This is a genomic window from Maricaulis sp. B-26 (genome assembly GCF_056857855.1).
Window position 1 is genome coordinate 33223 of record NZ_JBSXNX010000010.1, and the last position, 22704, is coordinate 55926.

The following is a 22704-nucleotide window of genomic DNA, read 5'->3' on the forward strand; positions in this document are numbered from 1 at the left end:
CTTGGGCATTGTGCGGCGAGGTTAGGAGGACCGAATGTGCGGCATTGTTGGCGTAACTGGATTGGACGGCGCGCAGCATATTCTTATCGAGGGGCTCAAGCGCCTCGAATACCGGGGGTATGACTCCGCCGGTATCGCGGTTCATGACGCGAGCGGTCATACGCTGCGGGCCCGCGCCCCGGGAAAGGTCGCCTCGCTCGAGGCTGTGATGCCGGAGGGTTTCGCCGGTTCCACCGGTATCGCGCACACCCGTTGGGCGACGCACGGTGTTCCAAATCAAGAGAACGCGCATCCGCATCAGGCGGGGCGTGTCAGTCTCGTCCACAACGGAATCATCGAGAACTTCAAAACTCTGCGCGACGAGCTGATTGCCGACGGACGCAACTTCTCCAGCGAGACCGATACCGAAGTCGTCGCCCATCTGCTCGACCGCGAACTGGCGGGCGGTGCCGATCCCAGAGCCGCACTCGTCGCCGTTCTGGCACGCTTGGAGGGCGCCTTCGCTCTCGCGGCCATTATCGAAGGCCAGCCGGACCTCGTGCTCGGCGCACGACGCGGGGCTCCGCTGATCGCTGCGGTGGGCGAGGGGGCGGGCTTTCTCGCCTCGGACATCATGGCGATCGCAGGCGAAGCGCATTCTCTGGCTTATCTGGAAGAGGGCGACGCCGTCATCGTGCGCCCGTCCGGCATCGAGGTCTTCGATGCGGACGGGGCGGATGTGAGCCGGCCCCTGGTCGCGGCGCCGACCTCGATCGCGCTTGCCGAGAAGGGCAATCATCGCCACTTCATGCAAAAGGAAATCTACGAGCAGCCTGAAGTCGTCGGCCGCACGCTCAGCGCCTATCTCGATGCCGTCTCCGGTACGGTGCGGGAACGCGACGGCATTGATTTCTCCTCGGTGTCCCGTCTGATCATCGTCGGATGCGGCACCGCCTCCTATGCCGGCCAGGTGGCTAAATACTGGTTCGAGGCCATGGCAGGCCTTCCGGTCGAAGTCGATATCGCCTCGGAATTCCGCTACCGCAATCCGGCCTTCATGGACGGCGATGCGGCGCTCTTCATCTCGCAATCCGGAGAGACGGCGGACACGCTGGAGGCGATGCGCATGTGCAAGGCGGCGGGTCTCAAGACCATCGCGCTGATCAACTCGCCGCATTCCTCGATGGCCCGTGAGGCGGATATCGTCGCGCCGACGCTTGCCGGTCCGGAAGTCGGCGTCGCCTCGACCAAGGCTTTCACCTGCCAGCTTTCCGCTCTCGCATCGCTCGCCGTGCTTGCAGGCGCCCAACGCGGCCGCCTCGACCGGGCGGGTCAGGAAGCGCGCGTAGCGAGCCTGATGTCCATTCCGGGACTGATGAATGCGGCGCTGTCGATCGAGCAGAAGATCGACCACCTCGCCTCCGAACTCGCCCATGCGCCGATCGTGCTCTATCTGGGCCGGAACGAGTTTTTTCCGCTGGCCCTGGAAGGTGCGCTCAAGCTCAAGGAGATCAGCTATATCCATGCCGAGGGTTATGCCGCTGGCGAGCTCAAGCACGGACCGATCGCCCTGATCGAGGATGATGTCGCCGTCGTCGTCATCGCGCCGCATGATGCTCTGTTCGCGAAGACGCGCTCGTCTATCCAGGAAGTCCGCGCACGCGGGGCCCGCGTCATCGCCATTACCGACGCCAGCGGGGCAGCGGAGCTCGAGGGGGAAGCGAATTCGCTCCTCATTCTGCCCGAAGTGGAAGGCCTGGCAGCGCCGATAGTCTCCGCGATATCGGTCCAGTTGCTCGCTTATTACGTCGCGGTCCACAAGGGTACGGATGTCGACCAGCCCCGCAATCTCGCAAAGTCCGTCACTGTCGAGTGAGGCGTGAAAAGCGAAATGTTTCGTGACTTTGTGGCGCTGAAGCATGCCGCTATAGCCGCTCAATGACGACCATCGGTCCGGGTCAAGACCGGACCTCGAATAGAGGCACGACGCCCATGTCCGACATGATTCCCTTCATCGACCTCAAGGCTCAGCGAGCGCGAATCAAGGACCGTATCGACACGGCGGTGATGAAAGTCCTCGACGAGGGGCGTTACATCCTCGGACCGGAAGTTACCGAGCTGGAAGAGAAGCTCGCGGAGTTTGCCGGAATGGGTCGGGCGCTGAGCTGCGCCAACGGGACCGATGCCATCCTCATTCCGCTCATGGCCTGGGGGATCGGGCCGGGCGATGCGGTTTTCGTGCCCAGCTTCACCTTCGCCTCGACGGCGGAAGTGGTGGTGCTCGCCGGTGCGTCGCCGGTCTTCGTCGATATAGACCCGGAGACCTATAATCTCGATCCGAAGAGCCTCTCCGAGGCGATCGAGGTGGTGAAGGCGAAGGGCGAACTGACGCCGAAAGCGGTCATCGCCGTCGACCTGTTCGGCCAGCCGGCCGATTATCCGGCGCTTGCGCCGATCGCACACGAGCACGGGCTCAAGCTGATCGCCGATTGCGCGCAGGGTTTCGGATGCACGCTGGACGGCAAGGCCTCGTTGCACTGGGCGGATGCTCTGACCGTGAGTTTCTACCCGGCCAAACCGCTGGGCGCCTATGGTGATGGTGGTGCCGTGCTGTGCAAGGAGGACGATCTCTACGCCACCATGAAATCCGTTCGCGTGCACGGCGAGGGGACCTCGCGCTATGAATATGCGCGGATCGGCTTGAATTCTCGCCTCGACACGATCCAGGCCGCCATCCTGCTGGCCAAGCTCGAGGTCTTCGGCGAGGAGATCGCGCTGCGCCAGAAAGTAGCGGACGCTTACGCGGCCGGTTTCGGCAATGCCGTGAAAACGCCCAAAGTGATCGACGGCGCACAGTCGACCTGGGCCCAGTACACGATCGAGGTCGAGGATCGCGATGCGTTCCGGGAGCATCTTGCTGCTCAAGGCGTGCCCTCCGCGATCTACTATCCGATCCCGCTGCACCTGCACGAGCCCTATGCGAGCTATCCGGTCGCTCCGGGCGGGCTGCCGGCGACGGAAGCAGCGGCGAAGCACGTGCTCTCTCTGCCCATGCACCCGGATATGCCGGAGGCCGATATCCGCCAGGTCGTCGAGGCGGTGACCGGCTATCGCGGATAGCGGCATCGTCCTGCGAGATATTCGCGAAAAGCTGTCCAGATCGGCGGGCTATGGGTGGTAATCTGCACCCGCCTGTCCTAAATCGCCCCGAGCGATGATGACGGGCGCGCAGCACCGATTGCCGCGGCTGCGATGATTTGAGGGCGAAATGAGTGGTATCACGGAGACGGTTCAGGCTTATGCCGAGCGCTTCAAGTCGACAAAGACGCGGAAGCGGCCACTTTCGGCGCACCTGAAGGCGCTGGAATCGGAGAGTATCCACATCATGCGCGAAGTGGCGGCCGAGTTCGAACGGCCCGTCATGCTCTATTCAATCGGCAAGGACTCGGCGGTGATGCTTCACCTGGCGCTCAAGGCCTTCTATCCGTCGCGACCGCCCTTCCCGCTCCAGCACGTCGACTCGACGTTCAAGTTCAAGGACATGATCGCCTTCCGCGACGCCATCGCGAAGGAACTCGGGCTGGAAATCCGGGTCGAGATCAATGAGGAGGGCCGCGCGCGGGGGATCAACCCGTTCGATCACGGCTCCCAGGTCCATACCCAGGTGATGAAGACCGAGGCCCTGCGCAATGCCATGACCCGGCATCAGTACGACGCGGCCTTCGGTGGAGCCCGGCGCGACGAGGAAAAGTCGCGTGCGAAGGAGCGCATCTTCTCCTTCCGCGACGCCAATCACGGCTGGGATCCGAAAAACCAGCGTCCCGAACTCTGGCGCAACTACAACACCAAGATCCGGCAGAGCGAGTCGATCCGAGTCTTCCCGCTGTCCAACTGGACCGAGCTGGATATCTGGCAATACATCCTGGAAGAGGACATTCCGATCGTTCCGCTCTATTTCGCCGGCCATCGACCGGTGGTGGAGCGCGACGGCCAGCTCATCATGGTCGACGACGAGCGTCTGCCCCTGAATGAGGGCGAGACGCCGGAGCTGAAAATGGTCCGTTTCCGCACACTCGGCTGTTACCCGCTCACCGGCGCCATCGAATCTTCGGCTCAAACGCTCGAGGAAATCGTCCTGGAAATGCTCACCGCACGGACTTCCGAACGCTCGGGCCGCCTGATCGATCATGATGAAGCCGGCTCGATGGAGAAGAAGAAGCGCGAGGGTTACTTCTGATGAATATGCAAGATACCCCCGCTACCGGCGTGCGTGCCGAGGTTATCGACCGCCTGACCCATTCGGGCGGGCAGGGCGTGCTGCGCTTTTTGACCTGCGGGTCCGTGGATGACGGCAAGTCGACGCTGATCGGTCGCCTGCTCTATGACAGCAAGCTGCTCTTCGAGGACCAGATCAATGTCCTCGAGAAGGACAGCCGCAAGCACGGTACCGCCGGTGACGAGATGGATTTCGCGCTGCTCCTCGATGGCCTGGAAGCCGAGCGCGAGCAGGGCATCACCATTGATGTCGCCTATCGCTTTTTCTCGACCGAGAAGCGCAAATTCGTCGTAGCCGACACGCCGGGGCATGAGCAGTACACCCGCAATATGGCAACCGGAGCCTCGACTGCCGACGCTGCGGTGATGATGATCGACGCGCGCAAGGGCGTGCTCGTCCAGACCCTTCGCCATACCTATATCGCGCGCATGATGGGCATCCGCCACATCGTGCTCGCGGTGAACAAGATGGATCTCGCCGAACACTCGCGCGCGCGTTTCCACGAGATCGTCGCCGATTATCTCAAGAGCGCGGACGATCTCGGCTTCGAGACCATCACGCCGATCCCGATGTCGGCGCGTTATGGCGACAATGTCACTCATCGCAGCGAAGGCATGGACTGGTATGAGGGCCCCACGCTGCTGGAGCATCTGGAAGGGCTGGATATCGACGCCGAGCTTCAGAACGAACCCTTCCGCATGCCGGTCCAGTGGGTGAATCGTCCCAATCTCAATTTCCGCGGCTATTCCGGCACGATCGTGTCGGGTGCGGTGCGTCCGGGCGATGCGGTTGTCGTCGCCAATTCGGGTGTCGCGGCCAATATCGCGCGTATCGTGACCGCTGACGGCGATCTCGACCAAGCTTTTGCCGGCGATGCGGTGACGCTGGTGCTCGACCGCGAGATCGATATTTCGCGCGGCGATATCCTGGCCACGGCCGAGGCGCGCCCGGAAGTCACGGACCAGTTCGCTGCCGAGCTGCTCTGGATGAGCGAGGACGATCTTCTGCCGGGCCGTTCCTATCTCCTCAAGATCGGGACGGCGACCACGCCGGCGACGATTTCCTCGCTGAAATACCGCGTTGACGTGAACACCTACGAGAAACAGCCCAGCAAGAAGCTGGAGATGAACGGGATCGGCCAGTGCAATGTGTCGACCGCCCGCCCCATCGCCTTCGATCCCTATCAGCAGATCCGGGATATGGGCGCCTTCATCCTGATCGACCGCTTCACCAATCAGACGGTCGGTGCTGGCATGATCGAGTTCGGTCTGCGACGCGCCTCCAACATCCATCACCATGCCATGGATGTGAGCAAGTCCGACCGGGCGCAGCTGAAGGGCCAGAAGCCGGCCATTCTTTGGTTTACGGGTCTTTCCGGTGCGGGCAAGTCGACCGTCGCCAATATCGTCGAACGCAAGCTGGCGGCCGCCGGGCACCACACCTACTCGCTGGACGGCGACAATGTGCGTCACGGGCTGAACCGCGATCTGGGCTTCACCGACGAAGATCGGGTGGAAAATATCCGCCGGATTGGCGAGGTCGGTAAGCTCTTTGTGGATGCCGGTCTGATCGTGACCTGCTCCTTCATCTCGCCCTTCCGCTCCGAGCGCCGCATGGTGCGTGATCTGGTGGAAGACGGCGAGTTCATCGAGGTCTTCGTCGATACGCCGCTAGAGGAATGCATCAAGCGGGACCCGAAGGGCCTCTACAAGAAGGCCCAGGCTGGCGAGATCAAGAATTTCACCGGCTTCGACAGCCCCTATGAGGCGCCCGAACAGGCGGAAATCCGGATCGACACGTCGGAAATTTCTGCGGAAGAGGCTGCCGACCAGGTCATCGCGCGCCTGCGTGAGACGGGTCGGCTGGGCTGACCGCGCGGACAATCCAAAATCGCGGAAGGCCGGGCGATAGCCCGGCCTTTTTCATTTATCCGAAAACGCGCACCTGGTTGCCGTACAACTCCCAATTCGTGGTCTCGCCCCGTGAGAGCTGCTCATCTTGCCCTGCACGCATTTTACGTAATTGGCGGAGGCCGCTATGGGGCGCCGGAGTCGGTTTCGCGTTTTCGATGGCCGTAGCAAACGTCTGCCGCCTGGCGGTCAAAGGCAGCGTTTCCGACATCCCTTGAAGGCTTGGCGCACCGTCGTTCTTTTTGGGAGCATGATGATCGTCGCGATCTATGTCGGGTGGTTCGGGGGCGATGGCAGCGTCAAGGCATCGGGATTGAAATTGACCGGTCTGTTCGGATCGCGCGTCGAACAGGCCGCCGACGGGATACGGGTCATCGACGGTGACACGATCAATATTCGCGGGGAACGCATCCGCATTTCCGGCCTGGATACGCCGGAGACCGGGAGCCGCGCGGAATGCAATTATGAGAGAAACCTCGCCGCCCGGGCGACCGAGCGCGCCCGTGAGCTGTTCGCGGCTGCGCGGAATGTCGAAATCCAGCGGCACGGCACTGACCGCTACGGCCGGACACTGGCCCGCGTCCGGATAGACGGGCAATCCTATACGAACATCATGGTGCGCGAACGGCTCGCCGTGCGTTGGGCCGGCCGGCAGCACGACTGGTGCAACCGCCCGCTCTGAACCAGGCGATGCCTCAGAGCGTCTGTCCCCAGGCCACGAAAGCGCCGTTCAGATACTCGGCCTCTTCCTTGGCGTAGAGGAAGGGCTCGCCGTCCGGGGTCAGGACGGCGCCGCCGGCGGCATTGAGTACGGCATGCCCGGCACCGGTATCCCATTCCTTGGTCGGCCCGAAGCGCGGATAGACGTCAGCGCTTCCTTCGGCGACGAGGCAGAATTTCAGCGAGGAGCCGGCGGACACCTTTTCCTCGACGCCCTGCGCATCTGCGAAGTCGAGCGTCTTCTGGTCGGCATGGGACCGGCTCATGACGGCTGTCATGCCACTGTCGGGACGGGGGCGGGTCGTGATCGGCGCGAGAGCGCCAGGCGAGACGGTTTCGCCAGCTTTCAGGGAGCCGGCCCAGGCCCGGGTGCCGCCCACGAAAATGCGCTCGCGCGCCGGTGCGAACACGCAGCCGGCCGTTGGAGCCCGGTTCTCGACGAGGGCGATGTTCACGGTGAACTCGCCGTTCTTGTTGATGAATTCCTTCGTGCCGTCGACCGGGTCTACGAGAATGAAAGCGGAGCTGGTGTCCGGTCGGAAGCCGGCTGCAAAGCTTTCCTCGGCCAGAACCGGCACGTCCGGGAAGGCCGTCTTCAGCTCGGCGAGAATGATCTCTTCCGCCGCTTCGTCCGCATCGGTGACCGGCGATTTGTCGTCCTTGCCGCGTGTCTCGAAATCGGTCTCGTAGATCTCCATGATCTTCACGCCGGCGAGGCTGCAGATGCGGGCGAATTCGAACGCGATCGCGTTCTTGTCGGCAAGAGAGGTCATGGGGGAACTCACGCTTTAGAGATAGAGGAGTGACAGGACTGTCAGCGCAGCGACTGCATAGGCGATAAAGACGATGCCGCCAAGCCTGAGGAAGTCGTGCAGGCGGTACTGTCCGGGCGTCATCACCATGAGGTGCGTCTGATAGCCGAAGGGCATGAAAAAGCTGGCGCTCGCACCGAAGGCGGTGGCCAGTGCGAAGGCCTCCGGGGGCAGGCCGAGCTGGCTCGCGGTAGCGATGGCGATGGGCAGGGCCGTCAGAGCGGCGCTCGCATTGGAAAACAGCTCCGTCATCATCCAGGCGAAGAAGAAAATGACAGCAAGGGCGACAAGGGGCGGGAAATCGCCGGTATGGCTGGCGATCAGCGAGCCGGCCAGGTCCGCAGCGCCGGAGCGCTGCAGAAGCAGGCTCAATAGAACCGCGCCCCAGAGCACGATGATCAGCTCGAAGGGGAAGTTGCGGCGGACATCGCGCGCCGAAACCCAGTTCATCATGACCGTCACCGCGGCGAAGCCGAGCGCGGCCATGTGAAAGGGGATGATCTGGCTGAGGGCGAGCCCCAGAAAGACGATGAAGCCGATGCCGAGCCCGACGAGGTCGCGGCCGCGAAGCGGGGCGCTGCCCGGCGTGTCGACATCGAGGATGTGCAGATTGGGTCGAACATTCTCACGGCTGGCGAAGTCGGGGCCGGCAGCCAGGACGAGGACGTCCCCGGTGCGCAGACGGATATCGCCCAGCTTGCCGGACAGGCGTTCGTCGCCGCGCCTTATGGCCATGACCGAGGCGTCGAAACGGGCGCGGAAATCGGCTTCGCGCAGTGTCCTCCCCTTGAGCAGGCTCTGGCTGGAAATCACGGCGTGGAACAGCTCGCCGGGTGCTTCAGCCCCAGCGGTCTGCTGGATGCTCAGGCCAGGCAGGCCTTGCAGTTCGTCGATCTGCCGGACATCGCCGACGAAGATCAGGCGGTCGCCTTCCTGCAGGATAAGCGCCGGATGTACCGGTGTGATGACCCGTTCGCCGCGCACGATTTCCGCGAGGAAAAAGCTCTGCAATTGGCGAAGCCGGTTGGATGCGACGCTTCGCCCGGCCAGAGGAGAGCCGGGTTCGAGCCGGGCTTCGACATGATAGTCGGCCGGGGCTTCGGACGTGTCTCCCTGCCGAGTCCGCAGGAGGACAGGGGCAGCGGTCAGCAGGACGGCGAATACCGCACCGGCAACGGCAAGTCCCGGCAGCAAAAAATCCGCGACCGTCAGCGAGATGCCCGCGGATCGCGCCTCGCCGGCGACCATGAGGCTGGCCGAGGTCCCGAAGGGCGTCAGCATGCCGCCGGCGAGTGCCATGTAGGAGAGCGGAAGAAGCAGGGTGTGGGGGGCGATATCCGGCCGCCGGGAGGCCGGGCCGAGCAGGGTCGCCACGACGGCCGTGTTGGGAATGACGGCCGATGCGAGCGCTGCACTTCCGAGGAGCCGACCGAGGACGAGGCGCGGCGGACGGGCGCCCCGGCCGAAGAAGGCGCGGGTCAGGCCCGGGACGCGCGTCAGGGCGCCGGCGATGATGACGAGACTGGTCACGGCGATGATGGCGGGCGAGACGAGGCGTGCGGCCGCCTCGTCGAAACCGACCCTCCACGTCAGTATGGTTGCGGCCACGAAGAGTGCGAAGGCCCGAGCGGCCGAAATCCGGCCCGACAGCAGGGAGGTCGCGAGGCCGGCGACTAGCAGGACGTCGATCGCCATGGTCAGGGTCATGCCCATTGTGCGTCCCGCCTGCTCACCGTGTGACACGAGCCGGAAAAAAGCTCCCGTCGTGGCTGAATTCACTACAGATTTAGTGATTTTACTGTCGTATGCGCAGGGAATAAGCCATAGGTTGCGATGCAGCAATCCCTGTCCGAACCCACGGAGCCACCCCTGTCCAGCACCGCCGACATCTCGGTCCTGATCGTCGCCTTCAAGAGTCGTGACACGATCCGTCGATGCCTGGACGCGCTAGCGGCGCAGAGCGTCGTGCCCCGCGAGGTGCTGTTGCTGGAAAACGGCTCGCCGGAGGGCGCGCGCATCGGCGCCGACGAGGTGCCCGACTGGGTGGGTTTCGTGGATGGCGAGGCCAATCTCGGATTTACCGGCGGCAATAATCTCCTCGCGGCCCGGGCGTCTGGGCGCTGGCTCGCCCTGCTCAATCCGGACGCCTATCCGCATGACGATTGGATCGAGAAGCTGGAACGCGCCACGCAGACTTATCCGGATATCGCTCTGTTCGGCTCAACCCAGTACGCCGCCGGAAAGCCGGGCCAGCTCGACGGTGCGGGCGATGTCTATCATGCAGCGGGGCTCGCCTACCGGGCCGGATATCTCCGGCCCGTCTCGCTGTTGCCGGAGGAGGGCGAGGTGTTCGGGCCGTGCGGCGCTGCGACACTGATCCGGCGCGATGTCTTCGAGTCGCTGGGCGGATATGACGAGCGCCTTTTCTGCTATGGCGAAGATGTCGATCTGGCCTTCCGTGCACGCCTGGCGGGACACCGCGCGATCCAGTTGCGCGATGCGGCTGTCGGTCATGAAGGCTATGCATCCTCCGGGCGCCGCTCCGAATTCGCGACCTATTACGGCGTGAGAAACCGCCTCTGGGTCTTCCTCAAAAACATGCCCGGCTGGCTCTTCTGGCTGCTCGCGCCTGTTCATGCCGCTGCGACGCTGGCGCTCTGGCTGGCAGCCTTCCGCGCGGGCCAGTCCGGTGTTTTCGGCAAGGCGATTTTTGACGGCCTGCGCGGATGGCCGGATATCATGCGAGCGCGCCGCACCGTCCAGAAGACGAGGACGGTTCCGGTCGTAGCCCTGGCGCGGATGCTGTGCTGGGATTCGCGCAAGCTTCTGACGCGCTCGCCGGATATCCGGCCCTACAGTCCGGACAGCGTCAGCAGCTGAGCGGTTCTAGGACTGTCAGCGTCGCGCGGGACAGGTCGATCGTATTCGCGTTGGCCGTCCAGTCCGGCCATAGGCCAATATAGGCGTAATCCCAGTTGCAGCTCGGCGGCTCGATTTCGATCTCGATGGTTTCGAAGGTGTTCGCGAGGTTGTGCCGCTGCCATGAATTCTGCCCGATGCCCGGTACGAAGAAGGATAGGCGCGCGCCCTCGGAACCAGCCTCTGGCGCGCTTCTGATGTCAAAGCTGAGCCGAACTCGGTGCCCTTCCAGAGCGCCCAGTTCCGAAGGCGAGAGCGCGAAAAAGGCGCCTGCAGACGGGGTGCCGTCGAGGGGCGCGCGGATGGCCGCTATGCGAAGGAAGGCGGCGCCGTTCTCGATCAGATACTCGGCCTCAAGACCGTTGCCGGTCGTCACCTCGCTCAGCCGGTCGCCCTCATAAAGCAATCCGTTGGCGAAAATCTCCTCCGGAGTCCGTCGCTGGGAGTCGCCGAAGCTGAGCGCTCCTGCGATCATGGCGGCGATGGCCGCCGCAGACAGTGGCAGGAAAGCCCAATCGGGAAGGCTGAACATGCTGAAACCGGTCCGTTAATCGTGAACTGCCAGAGCGGCCCTGTTTGGACCGGCTGGACCCGGGGGTCAATCATCGCCCGCGTCGTGCCTGTTTGCTCTGCCAAACAGGAAAGAGGTGACGGGATTCAGCGTCCGGGCATAAATTTGCCGTTTTCCGGCTCGTATATTGACGGGGCGAGTCAATGTGCCCGGCGGCACTGTTGAGACTCTACTTGAACTTTTTGCCGACACAGTTGATTCTACGCGTATGAACGTGCGTTCCGATGTACCGCCAGATCCGCTCAAGACTGCCGTCGCCAGGCTCGATGGAGCGATGACGCGCGTCGAGAGCGTGGCGCGCCGTATGCGCCAGCGCGTCGAACAGGCCGAGTCCTCCGCCGAGGAGGCCCGCAACGCCGATGTCGACCGCGCCCGTCTCGCCGAAGCGCTCGATGCCGCGCGCGGACGAGAAGCCGCCCTTCAGGAGGCCGCGGAAGCGGCGTCGGATGCGCTGGACAGGGCCATTACCGATTTGCGCGATATGGCAGGGGAGGCCTGACGTCATGTCGAAGGTGTCCGTCACACTCAATGGCCGCGAATTCACCATCGGCTGCGAGGACGGTCAGGAGGCCTATCTGCGAGAGCTGGCCACCGTTCTCGACAAGCGCGTCAGCGCGATCGCGGGACAGGTGGGCCAGATCGGCGACTTGCGTCTGCTCCTGATGGCCGCTCTGATGCTGGTCGACGACCAGAAGGATTCCGAGCGCCGCATCGAGGCGCTCGAGGCTCATGTCGAACGCCTGCGGGCCGAAACGACCGGCTCCGCCAGTTTGCGGCTGGAGGAGCGGACCCGTATCGCAGAGCAGCTGACCCGCGTCGCCGAACGGCTGGAAGCCTTTGCCGACGAGCTGGATGCGCCGGCTCCCGATGCTGACGGAACTGAACAAGACTCCCGAATTGCCGAAGCCCACGCTTGAGCCCGTGCCGGATAGGCGCCACATAGGGAAGTGGCGGTCATCTGCTGCGTGCGACAGGGGCGTATATCCCGCTGACCGTACATCTCCACGAGGGAGCTGCCTCTGCCCGGGACCGTGGTCCCGGATATGCGGCGCCCACCTGAACTGTCGGGTCCGTGGGGATAATCACGCGCCAACGGCGCAAGTGGAGCCGCCACATGACTTCTTCCGCATCCAAGGCCGAATTGCGCGCTGAGGCGCTGGCGCGGCGCCTCCGGGCTGCGCAGGATCTTCCGGATGCGGGTGCGCGCCTCGTGGAAATTTTCACAAGCCATGAACGCGCTCACGGAGCTGAACCGGTTGGCGGGTATTGGCCGCTGGACGGTGAAATCAATCCCCGGCCATTGATGGAATACCTCGCTGCTCAGGGATGCGCGCTGTCGCTGCCAGCGGTGGCCGCGCCCGACGCGCCGCTCGTCTTCCGGGCCTGGCGACCCGGCGACCGCCTCGTTCCGGGCGGGCACGGGGTGCAGGAGCCGGACGCGGCTGCTTCGGTGGTCGAGCCGCGCACGCTCCTTCTCCCCCTCGTCGCGGCGGACGTGCACGGCGGGCGTCTGGGGTTCGGCAAGGGGTATTACGACCGGACGCTGGCACGCCTGCGTGCGACGGGGCCGGTAAAGGCGATCGGTCTGGCCTTCGACGAACAGGTTTTTGACCTCATCCCAACTCATGCGCATGATGAGCATCTGGATATGCTGGTCACACCGACGCGTCTGCTGCGGTTTTCGAGCTCGTCCGCCAGCGTTCGCGTAGAGGATTCGCATGACCTTTGATGTCGAGCACAATGCGGGCAGCAATGCCGCGGTTCTCAGTCATACAGGTTCGGTTGATCTCGAGGAAATACAGGCCAGCCGCGTCCGCCTGAAGGACATTGCAAACACGCATCAGGTTCGCGGGGCCATCATCGACATCGTCGATGCGGAGATTACGGCACGCCCGGTGGATATCATCGGCCATGTCGAAGATCTTGTGGACGATCTGCGCCCGGGCACACGCTTGGCTTTCGTCGCGCGCGGCGACGAACAGCAGGCCGTCGTCGCCATGATCGTCACCACGGTCGCGCACAAATCGGGCACGCGGGTACAGGGTTTTACCTCACGGGAGGATGCGCTGGACTGGATCAGGACCGGGCGCGCGCAGGTCGAATAGGCTTTCGATTGCGGACAAGGAAAAACGCCCTGCCGGCCGGCAGGGCGTTTTCCGTTGATCCGTCCGGACCTAGTAGCGGTAATGCTCGGCCTTGTACGGGCCGGCCTGCGGCACGCCGATATAGTCTGCCTGGTCTTCCGACAGCACGGTGAGCTTGGCGCCCAGCTTGTCGAGGTGCAGCGCCGCGACTTTCTCGTCGAGGTGCTTGGGAAGGATGTAGACCTCGTTCTTGTACTGCTCGCCCTTCGTCCAGAGTTCGATCTGGGCCAGGGTCTGGTTGGTGAAGCTGGAGGACATCACGAAGCTCGGGTGGCCGGTGGCGTTGCCGAGATTCACGAGGCGGCCTTCCGACAGCAGGATGATGCGGTTGCCGTCCGGGAATTCGACCAGGTCGACCTGCGGCTTCACATTCGTCCACTGGAAGTTCTTCAGGCTCTCGACCTGAATCTCGTTGTCGAAGTGACCGATATTGCAGACGATCGCCATGTCCTTCATGGCGCGCATGTGGTCGACCGTGATGATGTCCTTATTGCCCGTCGCGGTGACGAAGATGTCCATGTCGTCGATCACGTCGTCCAGGCGCACGACCTCGAAACCGTCCATGCAGGCCTGCAGGGCGCAGATCGGGTCGATCTCCGTCACGTAGACGCGGGCGCCGGCGCCGGCGAGGGACTCGGCGGAGCCTTTGCCGACATCGCCATAGCCGCAGACGACGGCCTTCTTGCCCGCCATCATCACGTCGGTACCGCGGCGGATCGCGTCGACGAGGCTTTCGCGGCAACCATAGCGATTGTCGAACTTCGACTTGGTCACGCTGTCATTGACGTTGATGGCCGGGAAGGGCAGCTCGCCGCGCTTCTGCATCTGGTAGAGACGCATGACGCCGGTGGTGGTTTCCTCGGACACGCCCTTGATCGCGGCGCGGGCCTTGGCGAACCAGCCCGGGGTGGCGGTGAAACGCTTCTTGATCTGCGCGAAGAGAGCGGTCTCTTCTTCCGACTTCGGATGGTCGAGAATGGACGGATCCTGCTCGGCCTTCTCGCCCAGGATGAGGTAGAGCGTCGCATCGCCGCCGTCATCGAGGATCATGTTGGCGGTCTCGCCGTTCGGCCAATGGAAGATGGCGTCGGCATAGTCCCAGTATTCCTCGAGCGTCTCGCCCTTGGTCGCGAAAACCGGCACGCCCGTCTCGGCGATGGCGGCAGCGGCGTGGTCCTGCGTGGAGAAGATGTTGCAGGAGGCCCAGCGCACTTCCGCGCCGAGCGCGGTGAGGGTCTCGATCAGCACGGCCGTCTGGATCGTCATGTGCAGGGAGCCGGCAATGCGCGCGCCCTTGAGCGGCTGGGAGTCCTTGAACTCCTCGCGCAGCGCCATCAGGCCCGGCATTTCGATCTCGGCCATGTCGAGCTCGGTGCGGCCCCATTTGGCCAGCGACATGTCCTTCACAACATTCGGCTTGTCCGCAGCAAATTGCGTCATAACCCAAAGGTCCTTCTTGGTTGGTCTCGTGTAATGAAAGGGGCCGGACGAGCCGGCCCCTCAGAATTGGGATCAGGCGAGCGAGCGAAGCTCGTCGGCCAGGTCGGTACGCTCCCAGGAGAAGCCGCCATCGGCGTCCGGGGTGCGGCCGAAATGTCCGTAGGCCGCGGTGCGGGCATAGATCGGACGGTTCAGCTGAAGACGGGTCCGGATACCGCGCGGCGAGAGGTCGGCGACCTGGCGCAGGGTATCCTCGAGTTTCGCTTCATCGACCTTGCCGGTACCGTGCAGGTCGACATAGAGCGAGAGCGGCTTGGAGACGCCGATCGCGTAGGACACCTGGATGGTGCAGCGCTTGGCAAGGCCTGCGGCGACCACGTTCTTGGCCAGCCAGCGGCTGGCATAGGCGGCAGAGCGGTCGACCTTCGTCGGATCCTTGCCCGAGAAGGCGCCGCCGCCGTGCGGCGCGGCGCCGCCATAGGTGTCGACGATGATCTTGCGGCCGGTGAGACCGGCATCGCCGTCCGGGCCGCCGATCACGAAAGTGCCGGTCGGGTTCACGTAGAATTCGTCTTCCGGCGGGAACCAGCCGTCCGGCAGGACGTCCTGGACGACCGGGCGGACCAGTTCGCGGATCTCGTCCTGGCTGACGCCGTCACGGTGCTGGGTCGAGACGACCACCGAGGTCACGCCGGCCGGCACGCCGTTTTCATAGCGCAGGGTCACCTGGGACTTGGCATCGGGCTCGAATTCCGGGCGCTCGCCGGACTTGCGAAGCTCGGCCATGCGCTTGAGGATCTTGTGCGAGTAGACGATCGGGGCCGGCATGAGTTCCGGCGTCTCGTCGGAGGCGTAGCCGAACATGATGCCCTGGTCGCCGGCTCCTTCATCCTTGTTCCCGCTCGCATCGACGCCTTGGGCGATGTGGGCGGACTGCTCGTGGAGGAAGTTCTGGAAATTGGAGTTTTTCCAGTGGAAACCATCCTGCTCGTAACCGATGTCGCGTACGGCTTCCCGGGCGGCGGCCTCGATCTCGTCGTCGGAAATCTCCGCGGCGCAGCGAATCTCGCCGGCCAGGACGATCTGATTGGTCGTGGTCAGGGTCTCGCAGGCGACGCGCGCCTCCGGGTCCTTGCCGATGAAGAGATCGACGATGGTGTCGGAGATGCGATCGCAGACCTTGTCGGGATGGCCTTCGGAAACGCTTTCGGAGGTGAAGATGTACGACGAACGGCTCACTGCGGATATCCTCATATAAAGATCGCTTTATATCGCTGGGCATAGACCAGATGTGAGCGCCGGATGCAAGCCTCTTGGTAAGCGAGGTGGAAAATCGGCGCTCATGTTCAGCAGGCGGCTAGCCAATCCCGGGATATAAAGATATGTTTATGTCTCGATGTTATGGGTATGGTCGTGCCGTGGGGCAGCGGCCGGCAATAGAGGACAGGGCATGAGCGCGGACGGAAGTGTGGGCAGTCGCGGCAGCGGACTGAAAGTCTCGTTCGAATTTTTCCCCCCGAAAACGGAAGCCATGGAGGCGACGCTCTGGGATTCTATCGCCCGGCTGGCGCCCCTGGCCCCGGATTTCGTGTCGGTGACCTATGGGGCTGGCGGGTCCACCCGAGACCGGACGCACCGCACCGTTCACCGCATCGTCGAGGAGACCGATATCCGTCCGGCGGCGCACCTGACCTGCGTCTCCGCGACGAAGGAAGAGGTCGATGGCGTGATCCGGGATTACCGGGATTGCGGCGTCCGACACATCGTGGCGCTGCGCGGCGATCCGCCGGAAGGCATCGGCGAGGCCTACGAGCCGCACCCCGGCGGCTATGCCAATGCGGCGGAGCTCGCAGCAGGCATCCGCGAGATCGGCGATTTCGAGATTTCCGTCGGCTGCTATCCGGAAAAGCATCCCGAAAGCCCGGACTTCGACTTCGACCTCGATCTGCTCAAGGCCAAGATCGACAATGGCGCAACGCGGGCGATCACCCAGTTCTTCTTCGATCCGGACATCTATTTCCGCTTTCGCGACCGTGCTGTCGCGGCCGGGATCGATGTTCCGATCGTGCCGGGCATCATGCTGCAGCCGAACTTCAAGGGCCTGAAGCGGATCGCCGGACTTTGCGGCGCGACCCTGCCGGGCTGGCTGCACGAAAGCTATGAAGGCCTGGACGACGACGCCAATACGCGCCAGCTCGTGACCGCGCACGTGGCGGCCCGCCTGTGCGGTCAGCTGGAAGCAGGCGGTGTCGATACCTTCCATTTCTACACGCTGAACCGGGCCGAACTGGCCCTGTCGACCTGCCAGTTGCTCGGCGTCAAGGCGCCGGTCGCGGCCGAGGAGTGCCCCGCCTGATGGACAGAGAACAACGCCTGAAAGCGCTGGCCGAACTGGCCCGGGAGCGCGTGCTCATTCTCGACGGTGCGATGGGAACGCAGATCCAGGATCTCAAACTGGACGAGGCAGGCTATCGCGGCGCGCGCTTTGCCGACTGGAACAGTCCGATTACCGGAAACAATGACATCCTGAACCTGACGGCGCCGGACTCCGTCAAGGCGATCCATGCGGCCTATTTCGAGGCCGGGTCCGATATCGTCGAGACGAATACCTTCTCTGCGACCTCGATCGCCCAGGCCGATTACGGCATGGAAGATATCGCGGCGGAAATTGCGCGCGAGGGCGCGCGGCTGGCGCGGCTTGCAGGCGACGAGGCCGAGACCGCAGGCGGAACTCCCAAGGGCGTGGCCGGGGCGATCGGCCCGACCAACAAGACCCTGTCCATCTCGCCGGACGTCAATGATCCCGGGTTTCGCGAAGTCGATTTCGATACGGTTCATGCGGCCTATCTTAGCCAGGCGGAAGCCATGGCGGATTACGTCGACTTCTTCCTCGTCGAGACGATCTTCGACACGCTCAACGCAAAGGCCGCGATCAAGGCCCTGCTCGACCTGCGTGAGGCCGGGACCGACCGGCCGATCATGATTTCCGGCACGATCACGGACCGCTCGGGACGCACGCTGTCCGGCCAGACGGCCGAGGCCTTCTGGTATTCGGTCCGGCATGCCCGGCCCTGGGCTGTGGGGCTGAATTGCGCCCTCGGCGCCGAGGACATGCGGCCCTATCTCGCCAATCTTTCCCGGATCGCGGATACGCGCATCATCGCCTATCCCAATGCCGGACTGCCCAATGATATGGGCGAATACGACGAGACGCCGGAGGAAACCGCCGGTTTCGTGGGCGAGTGGGCTCAGTCCGGCCTGGTCAATATTCTGGGCGGTTGCTGCGGCACCACGCCCGAACATATCCGCCGGATCGCGGAGGCCGCGAAAGGCGCCACGCCGCGCCAGCCGGCCCGACGCGAGCGCGCCATGCGTCTGTCCGGTCTCGAGCCCTTCGAACTTTCCGCCTAAGGCCCACCGATGTCTCTTTCCGTGCCCACATTCGTCAATGTCGGCGAACGTACGAATGTTACCGGTTCCGCGAAGTTCCGGAAGCTGATCACCAATGGCGACTACGCCGAAGCCGTCTCCGTCGCACGCCAGCAGGTGGAAAACGGCGCGCAGGTGATCGATGTGAACATGGACGAGGGTCTCCTCGACAGTGTCGAGGCCATGTCGACCTTCCTGCGTCTGATTGCCGGCGAGCCCGATGTGGCGCGCGTTCCGGTGATGATCGACAGCTCTAAATGGGAGGTGATCGAAGCCGGGCTGAAAAACGTCCAGGGCAAGGCGATCGTCAATTCGATCAGCCTCAAGGAAGGCGAGGACATCTTCCGCGAGCAGGCCCGCAAATGCCTGGCCTACGGCGCGGCCGTCATCGTCATGGCGTTCGACGAGACGGGCCAGGCCGACACGGCGGATCGGAAATTCGAAATCTGCGAGCGGGCCTACAAGATTCTGGTCGACGAGATCGGCTTTCCGCCCGAGGACATCATCTTCGACCCCAATATCTTCGCCGTGGCGACCGGGATCGAGGAGCACAACAATTACGCCGTCGACTTCATCCAGGCGACGCGCCGTATCCGCGAAAATCTGCCCGGCTGCCACGTCTCGGGCGGGCTATCGAACATCTCCTTCTCTTTCCGCGGAAACGAGCCCGTGCGCCGGGCGATGCACTCGGTCTTTCTCTATCACGCCATCAAGGCGGGGATGGATATGGGCATCGTCAATGCCGGCCAGCTGGACATCTACGACGATATCGAGCCGGAGCTGCGCGAGCTGGTCGAGGACGTCATCCTCAATCGCCGCGACGATGCGACGGACCGGCTGCTCGAAGTGGCCGAACAATATCGTGGACAGGCGGGCGGCCCGGCCAAGGAGCGCGATCTGAAATGGCGCGAGGCGCCGGTCGCCGACCGCATCCGCCATGCGCTCGTGCACGGCATCAACGAATTCATCATCGATGACACCGAGGAGGCGCGCCAGTCCTTCGAGCGCCCGCTTCATGTCATTGAGGGTCCGCTCATGGACGGGATGAACGTCGTCGGCGATCTGTTCGGCGACGGGAAGATGTTCCTCCCGCAGGTCGTGAAATCCGCCCGGGTCATGAAGCAGGCCGTTGCCCATCTCATTCCCTTCATGGAGGAGGAGAAAGAGGCGTCGGGCGATGCCGGCAAGTCGAACGGCAAGATCGTGATGGCGACCGTAAAGGGCGACGTCCACGATATCGGCAAGAATATCGTCGGCGTGGTGCTGCAGTGTAACGGCTATGACGTCATCGATCTGGGCGTGATGGTGCCCAGCGAGAAAATTCTCGAGACCGCCCGCGAGGAAGGCGCCGATGTGATCGGCCTGTCCGGCCTGATCACGCCCTCGCTCGACGAGATGGTCTTCGTGGCCTCCGAGATGGAACGCCAGAATATCGAACTGCCGCTGCTGATCGGTGGCGCCACCACCAGTCCGGCGCACACGGCGGTGAAGATCGATCCGGCCATTTCCGTGGCCCCGGTCATCCATGTGCTCGATGCCAGCCGGGCCGTGGGCGTGGTGTCGAAACTTCTCTCGGACAAGCGTGACGACTATGCCCGCGAGGTTCGCGAGGATCTGGCCCGTATCCGCGAGCGCCGGCTGGCGGCGCGTTCTGCCAAGGCCCGCCTGCCGATCGGCAAGGCACGCGAGAATGGCTGGGATTGCGACTGGGACGCCTATACGCCGCCGCGTCCGGTTTTCACCGGCACGAAGGCCGTGAAACCCGATCTGAAGACGCTTGTCGACTATATCGACTGGACGCCCTTCTTCTTCACCTGGGAGCTCAAGGGCAGCTATCCGGCCATTTTCGATGACCCCAGGCGCGGCGAGGCGGCGAAGAATCTGTTCGCCGACGCCCAGGCCATGCTCAAGCGCATCGTCGAGGAAAACCTGCTCGAGCCAAAAGCCGTGTGCGGCTTCTGGCCCGCCAATCGCGTCGGTGACGATGCGGTGCTCTACACCGATGACAGCCGCTCCGAGACGCTCGCGACCTTCCACGGTCTGCGCCAGCAGGCGGCCAAGACGAACGACCGGGCGCATCTCAGCCAGTTCGACTTTCTCGCGCCGGAAGGTCATGCCGATTATGTCGGCGGTTTCGTCGTGACGGCGGGCGACAATCCGGAGCTGATCGCACGGTTCGAAGCCGAGAAGGACGATTACGCCTCGATCATGTTCAAGGCGCTCTCCGACCGTCTCGCCGAAGCCTGCGCGGAATGGCTGCACGAACGCGTCCGCAAGGAATACTGGGGCTATGCCCCCGATGAGGCCCTCACCGGAAAGGCTCTGATCGAGGAGGCCTATGACGGCATCCGCCCGGCGCCGGGTTATCCCTCCCAGCCGGATCACACCGAGAAGCGGACCCTGTTCAGCCTGCTCGACGCGCCGAATGCGGCCGGTGTCGGTCTGACCAATTCCTTCGCCATGACGCCGGCTTCCTCGGTGTCCGGCCTCTATCTCTCGCACCCGGACAGCCATTACTTCGCGGTCGGCCGGATATTGCGGGACCAGGTCGAGGATTATGCCCGCCGCAAGGGCTGGTCGCTGGAAGATGCCGAACGGGCGCTGGCGCCGATCCTGGACTACCAGCCCGGCGCCGTGGAGGTCGCCTGACCGTCGCGTCTGCAGCGCGGATTTGGACTTTCTTCGTCACTTGCCCCATATCCAGCGCCTTGTTGCAGCCGGAGCCCTGATCCATGCGCCTCGCCTTTTTCGGAGATATCGTCGGCAAGACCGGCCGGCGTGCGGTGGAAGACCATCTGCCCGGACTGCGTGAGCGGCTTTCTCTGGACTTCGTTGTCATCAATGCGGAAAACGCGGCGGCCGGTTTCGGCGTCACCCAGAAGATCTGCAACCAGCTTTTCGACGTCGGCGCCGATGTGCTCACCCTCGGCAATCATGCCTGGGACCAGCGCGAGACCCTGACCTTCATCGACCGCGAACCGCGCCTGCTGCGGCCGGCGAACTACCCGGTCGGCTCGACGCCGGGCGCGGGCGCCAATCTCTACGACCTGCCCGACGGTCGCCGCGTCTTCGTCATGAACGCCATGGGCAATCTCTTCATGGAAACGCTCGACGACCCCTTCGCGGCGGTCGAACGCGAGCTCTCGGCGGCGCCGCTGGGCATGGTCGCCGATGCCGCGATCATCGATTTCCACGGCGAGGCGACCAGCGAGAAAATGGCGATGGGCGTGTTCTGCGACGGCCGCGCTAGCCTGGTCGTCGGCACGCATACGCATGTGCCGACCGCCGATACCCGCATCCTGCCCGGCGGCACCGGTTACCAGACCGATGCGGGCATGTGCGGAGACTATGACAGCGTGATCGGCATGGACAAGGAAGAGCCCCTCCAGCGTTTCACCACCCGCATGCGCTCGGGCCGCTTCGAGCCGGCCACGGGCGAGGCGACCCTGTGCGGAGTCTTCGTCGAGACCCATGACGCGACCGGTCTCGCCACGCGTTGCGAACCGATCCGCGTGGGCGGCCAGCTCTCCGAAACCATCCCCTCCTGATGTGGCAAAATTGCTGCGCCTGGTGGAAGCGGGTGCTTCAACAGCGTCTGGCGCTTGATCGCGCCTGCGCTTCAACTAGCCTTTTCAAGAGACCGGCGGGGAGATCGCATGCGCGTGTGAGGCCGGTCACGCGAAACGGGGAATGACCTGGCACAGACTGGGCGCCTGACGGTTGGATCAGGGTTTGCGCGCACGGGAGTGAGCGGAAGCCGGAAGGGGGTGTCCATGTTCAAGCAGACGATCCGGTTCGAGCGGGCCCAGGACGCGTATATCTTCGACCAGCATATGGCCGATTTCCTGCGTGCCTGCGACGAGACCAATGGGGCCGGTGAGGCCTGTCTTTTCACGACTAGCCTGCAGGATGCCGAGGCCTATATCCGTGTCGTCCAGACCGACAGTGCCGACATGCTCGGTCAATTGCTCGGCTTCCTCTCCCGCCGCAATTTCCCGCCCGCCACCCGGCCCGAACCGCCCCATGGCAGCCTGACGAACTAGCCGGAGCAGGCTTTCGTCTTCCCCCAGGGGAAAGTGTCTGATCTCACGGCAGTCCGCTTCGCGGACGCCTCCGATGGGGCGGCCCATAAGGGCCGGCGCGCGGTCGCGCTTGCGGGACCGGTGGTCCCGGTTCGGCACCTCATCCTGCACCAGCCCCCTCCGTCCCTGCGGGACACCTCCCCCGGCGGGGGAGGACGAAACACCGATAGCGCCACGACCTTCCGGCCTGGCGGTATGAGGGGTGCAGGATGCCGGCTGATGCCGGAGTGTTGCTATAAGTGTGAGTGACATCAGGGGCATCCTGCACACGGAGATTTACCGGAGCCCTCACGGGCTCCCTCTCGAAACCGGTCTGGACAGACAGTCAGCGCTTTTGCTGCCTCTCCTTACCGATGGCCACCACCGGGCCCTGCTTTGGTCAGTCAGCAGGGACGGGCAGGCTCCGTACTCCCCACACCCCC

General features: G+C 63.8%; 20 protein-coding genes and 1 other RNA gene. 16 read left to right on the forward strand and 5 right to left on the reverse strand.

Annotated features, from left to right (window positions below; translation table 11 throughout):
* The first annotated feature begins 34 nt into the window (after positions 1–34).
* The 5 genes from glmS to AC13HB_RS01030 all read left to right on the forward strand — a co-directional run bounded on the left by glmS (position 35) and on the right by AC13HB_RS01030 (position 6847).
* On the forward strand, positions 35–1855 hold the full coding sequence (gene glmS / locus AC13HB_RS01010) for a glutamine--fructose-6-phosphate transaminase (isomerizing) (RefSeq protein ID WP_482947854.1): 1821 nt from the start codon (positions 35–37) through the stop codon (positions 1853–1855).
* A gap of 116 nt (positions 1856–1971) precedes the next feature.
* Entirely contained in the window at positions 1972–3099 is a 1128-nt protein-coding gene (locus AC13HB_RS01015; RefSeq protein ID WP_482947855.1) for a DegT/DnrJ/EryC1/StrS family aminotransferase, read from the forward strand.
* A 148-nt stretch (positions 3100–3247) separates the two neighbouring features.
* Positions 3248–4216 carry a sulfate adenylyltransferase subunit CysD gene (gene cysD / locus AC13HB_RS01020; RefSeq protein WP_482947856.1) on the forward strand — a complete coding sequence of 323 codons (969 nt, stop codon included), beginning with the start codon at positions 3248–3250 and terminating at the stop codon, positions 4214–4216.
* Positions 4216–6126: a sulfate adenylyltransferase subunit CysN gene (cysN, locus tag AC13HB_RS01025; RefSeq protein WP_482947857.1), complete on the forward strand. Its 1911-nt coding sequence runs from the start codon at positions 4216–4218 to the stop codon at positions 6124–6126. Before cysD ends, cysN begins: the two co-directional genes overlap by 1 nt.
* Before the next feature lie 289 nt (positions 6127–6415).
* On the forward strand, positions 6416–6847 hold the full coding sequence (locus AC13HB_RS01030) for a thermonuclease family protein (RefSeq protein ID WP_482947858.1): 432 nt from the start codon (positions 6416–6418) through the stop codon (positions 6845–6847).
* Positions 6848–6860: 13 nt separating this feature from the next.
* Here the strand turns inward: AC13HB_RS01030 and cysQ are convergent, their stop codons facing one another.
* Together cysQ and AC13HB_RS01040 are read right to left on the reverse strand one after the other, a co-directional pair.
* Positions 6861–7658 carry a 3'(2'),5'-bisphosphate nucleotidase CysQ gene (cysQ, locus tag AC13HB_RS01035; protein WP_482947859.1) on the reverse strand — a complete coding sequence of 266 codons (798 nt, stop codon included), beginning with the start codon at positions 7656–7658 and terminating at the stop codon, positions 6861–6863.
* 15 nt (positions 7659–7673) lie between these two features.
* Positions 7674–9404 carry an SLC13 family permease gene (locus tag AC13HB_RS01040; protein ID WP_482947860.1) on the reverse strand — a complete coding sequence of 577 codons (1731 nt, stop codon included), beginning with the start codon at positions 9402–9404 and terminating at the stop codon, positions 7674–7676.
* Positions 9405–9530: 126 nt separating this feature from the next.
* On the opposite strand from AC13HB_RS01040, the gene AC13HB_RS01045 reads away from it, so the two are divergent.
* Positions 9531–10577 (forward strand): glycosyltransferase family 2 protein, encoded by a 1047-nt coding sequence (locus tag AC13HB_RS01045; protein WP_482947861.1) that lies wholly within the window; start codon positions 9531–9533, stop codon positions 10575–10577.
* Here the strand turns inward: AC13HB_RS01045 and AC13HB_RS01050 are convergent.
* A complete protein-coding gene (locus AC13HB_RS01050; protein ID WP_482947862.1) occupies positions 10567–11091 on the reverse strand; it encodes a hypothetical protein in 525 nt (174 codons plus the stop codon). The genes AC13HB_RS01045 and AC13HB_RS01050 overlap by 11 nt on opposite strands.
* Positions 11092–11395: 304 nt before the next feature.
* Here AC13HB_RS01050 and AC13HB_RS01055 point away from each other — a divergent pair, with 304 nt between their 5' ends.
* From AC13HB_RS01055 to AC13HB_RS01075, 5 genes are all read left to right on the forward strand, one after another.
* Complete coding sequence (locus AC13HB_RS01055; RefSeq protein WP_482947863.1) at positions 11396–11686, forward strand: DUF4164 family protein; 291 nt, start codon at positions 11396–11398, stop codon at positions 11684–11686.
* Positions 11687–11690: 4 nt separating this feature from the next.
* Positions 11691–12104 (forward strand): cell division protein ZapA, encoded by a 414-nt coding sequence (locus tag AC13HB_RS01060; protein ID WP_482947864.1) that lies wholly within the window; start codon positions 11691–11693, stop codon positions 12102–12104.
* 35 nt (positions 12105–12139) lie between these two features.
* A non-coding RNA gene (gene ssrS / locus AC13HB_RS01065) (6S RNA) lies at positions 12140–12299 on the forward strand.
* A gap of 2 nt (positions 12300–12301) precedes the next feature.
* Positions 12302–12916 carry a 5-formyltetrahydrofolate cyclo-ligase gene (locus AC13HB_RS01070; protein WP_482947865.1) on the forward strand — a complete coding sequence of 205 codons (615 nt, stop codon included), beginning with the start codon at positions 12302–12304 and terminating at the stop codon, positions 12914–12916.
* Positions 12906–13292, forward strand: coding sequence for a hypothetical protein (locus tag AC13HB_RS01075; RefSeq protein ID WP_482947866.1), 387 nt, complete (start codon positions 12906–12908; stop codon positions 13290–13292). The genes AC13HB_RS01070 and AC13HB_RS01075 overlap by 11 nt, the downstream gene beginning before the upstream one ends.
* A gap of 69 nt (positions 13293–13361) precedes the next feature.
* Here AC13HB_RS01075 and ahcY read toward each other — a convergent pair whose 3' ends face one another.
* Both ahcY and metK read right to left on the reverse strand, forming a co-directional pair.
* Positions 13362–14771, reverse strand: a complete 1410-nt coding sequence (gene ahcY / locus AC13HB_RS01080) for an adenosylhomocysteinase (protein ID WP_482947867.1) — start codon at positions 14769–14771, stop codon at positions 13362–13364.
* A 72-nt stretch (positions 14772–14843) separates the two neighbouring features.
* On the reverse strand, positions 14844–16010 hold the full coding sequence (gene metK, locus AC13HB_RS01085) for a methionine adenosyltransferase (RefSeq protein WP_482947868.1): 1167 nt from the start codon (positions 16008–16010) through the stop codon (positions 14844–14846).
* A 211-nt stretch (positions 16011–16221) separates the two neighbouring features.
* On the opposite strand from metK, the gene metF reads away from it, so the two are divergent.
* From metF to AC13HB_RS01110, 5 genes are all read left to right on the forward strand, one after another.
* A complete protein-coding gene (metF, locus tag AC13HB_RS01090) occupies positions 16222–17127 on the forward strand; it encodes a methylenetetrahydrofolate reductase [NAD(P)H] (RefSeq protein WP_482947869.1) in 906 nt (301 codons plus the stop codon).
* Positions 17127–18182 (forward strand): homocysteine S-methyltransferase family protein, encoded by a 1056-nt coding sequence (locus AC13HB_RS01095; RefSeq protein WP_482947870.1) that lies wholly within the window; start codon positions 17127–17129, stop codon positions 18180–18182. Before metF ends, AC13HB_RS01095 begins: the two co-directional genes overlap by 1 nt.
* Before the next feature lie 9 nt (positions 18183–18191).
* Positions 18192–20849 carry a methionine synthase gene (gene metH, locus AC13HB_RS01100; RefSeq protein WP_482947871.1) on the forward strand — a complete coding sequence of 886 codons (2658 nt, stop codon included), beginning with the start codon at positions 18192–18194 and terminating at the stop codon, positions 20847–20849.
* 83 nt (positions 20850–20932) lie between these two features.
* On the forward strand, positions 20933–21748 hold the full coding sequence (locus tag AC13HB_RS01105; RefSeq protein ID WP_482947872.1) for a TIGR00282 family metallophosphoesterase: 816 nt from the start codon (positions 20933–20935) through the stop codon (positions 21746–21748).
* Positions 21749–21973: 225 nt separating this feature from the next.
* Entirely contained in the window at positions 21974–22243 is a 270-nt protein-coding gene (locus tag AC13HB_RS01110) for a hypothetical protein (RefSeq protein WP_482947873.1), read from the forward strand.
* Positions 22244–22704 lie beyond the last annotated feature (461 nt).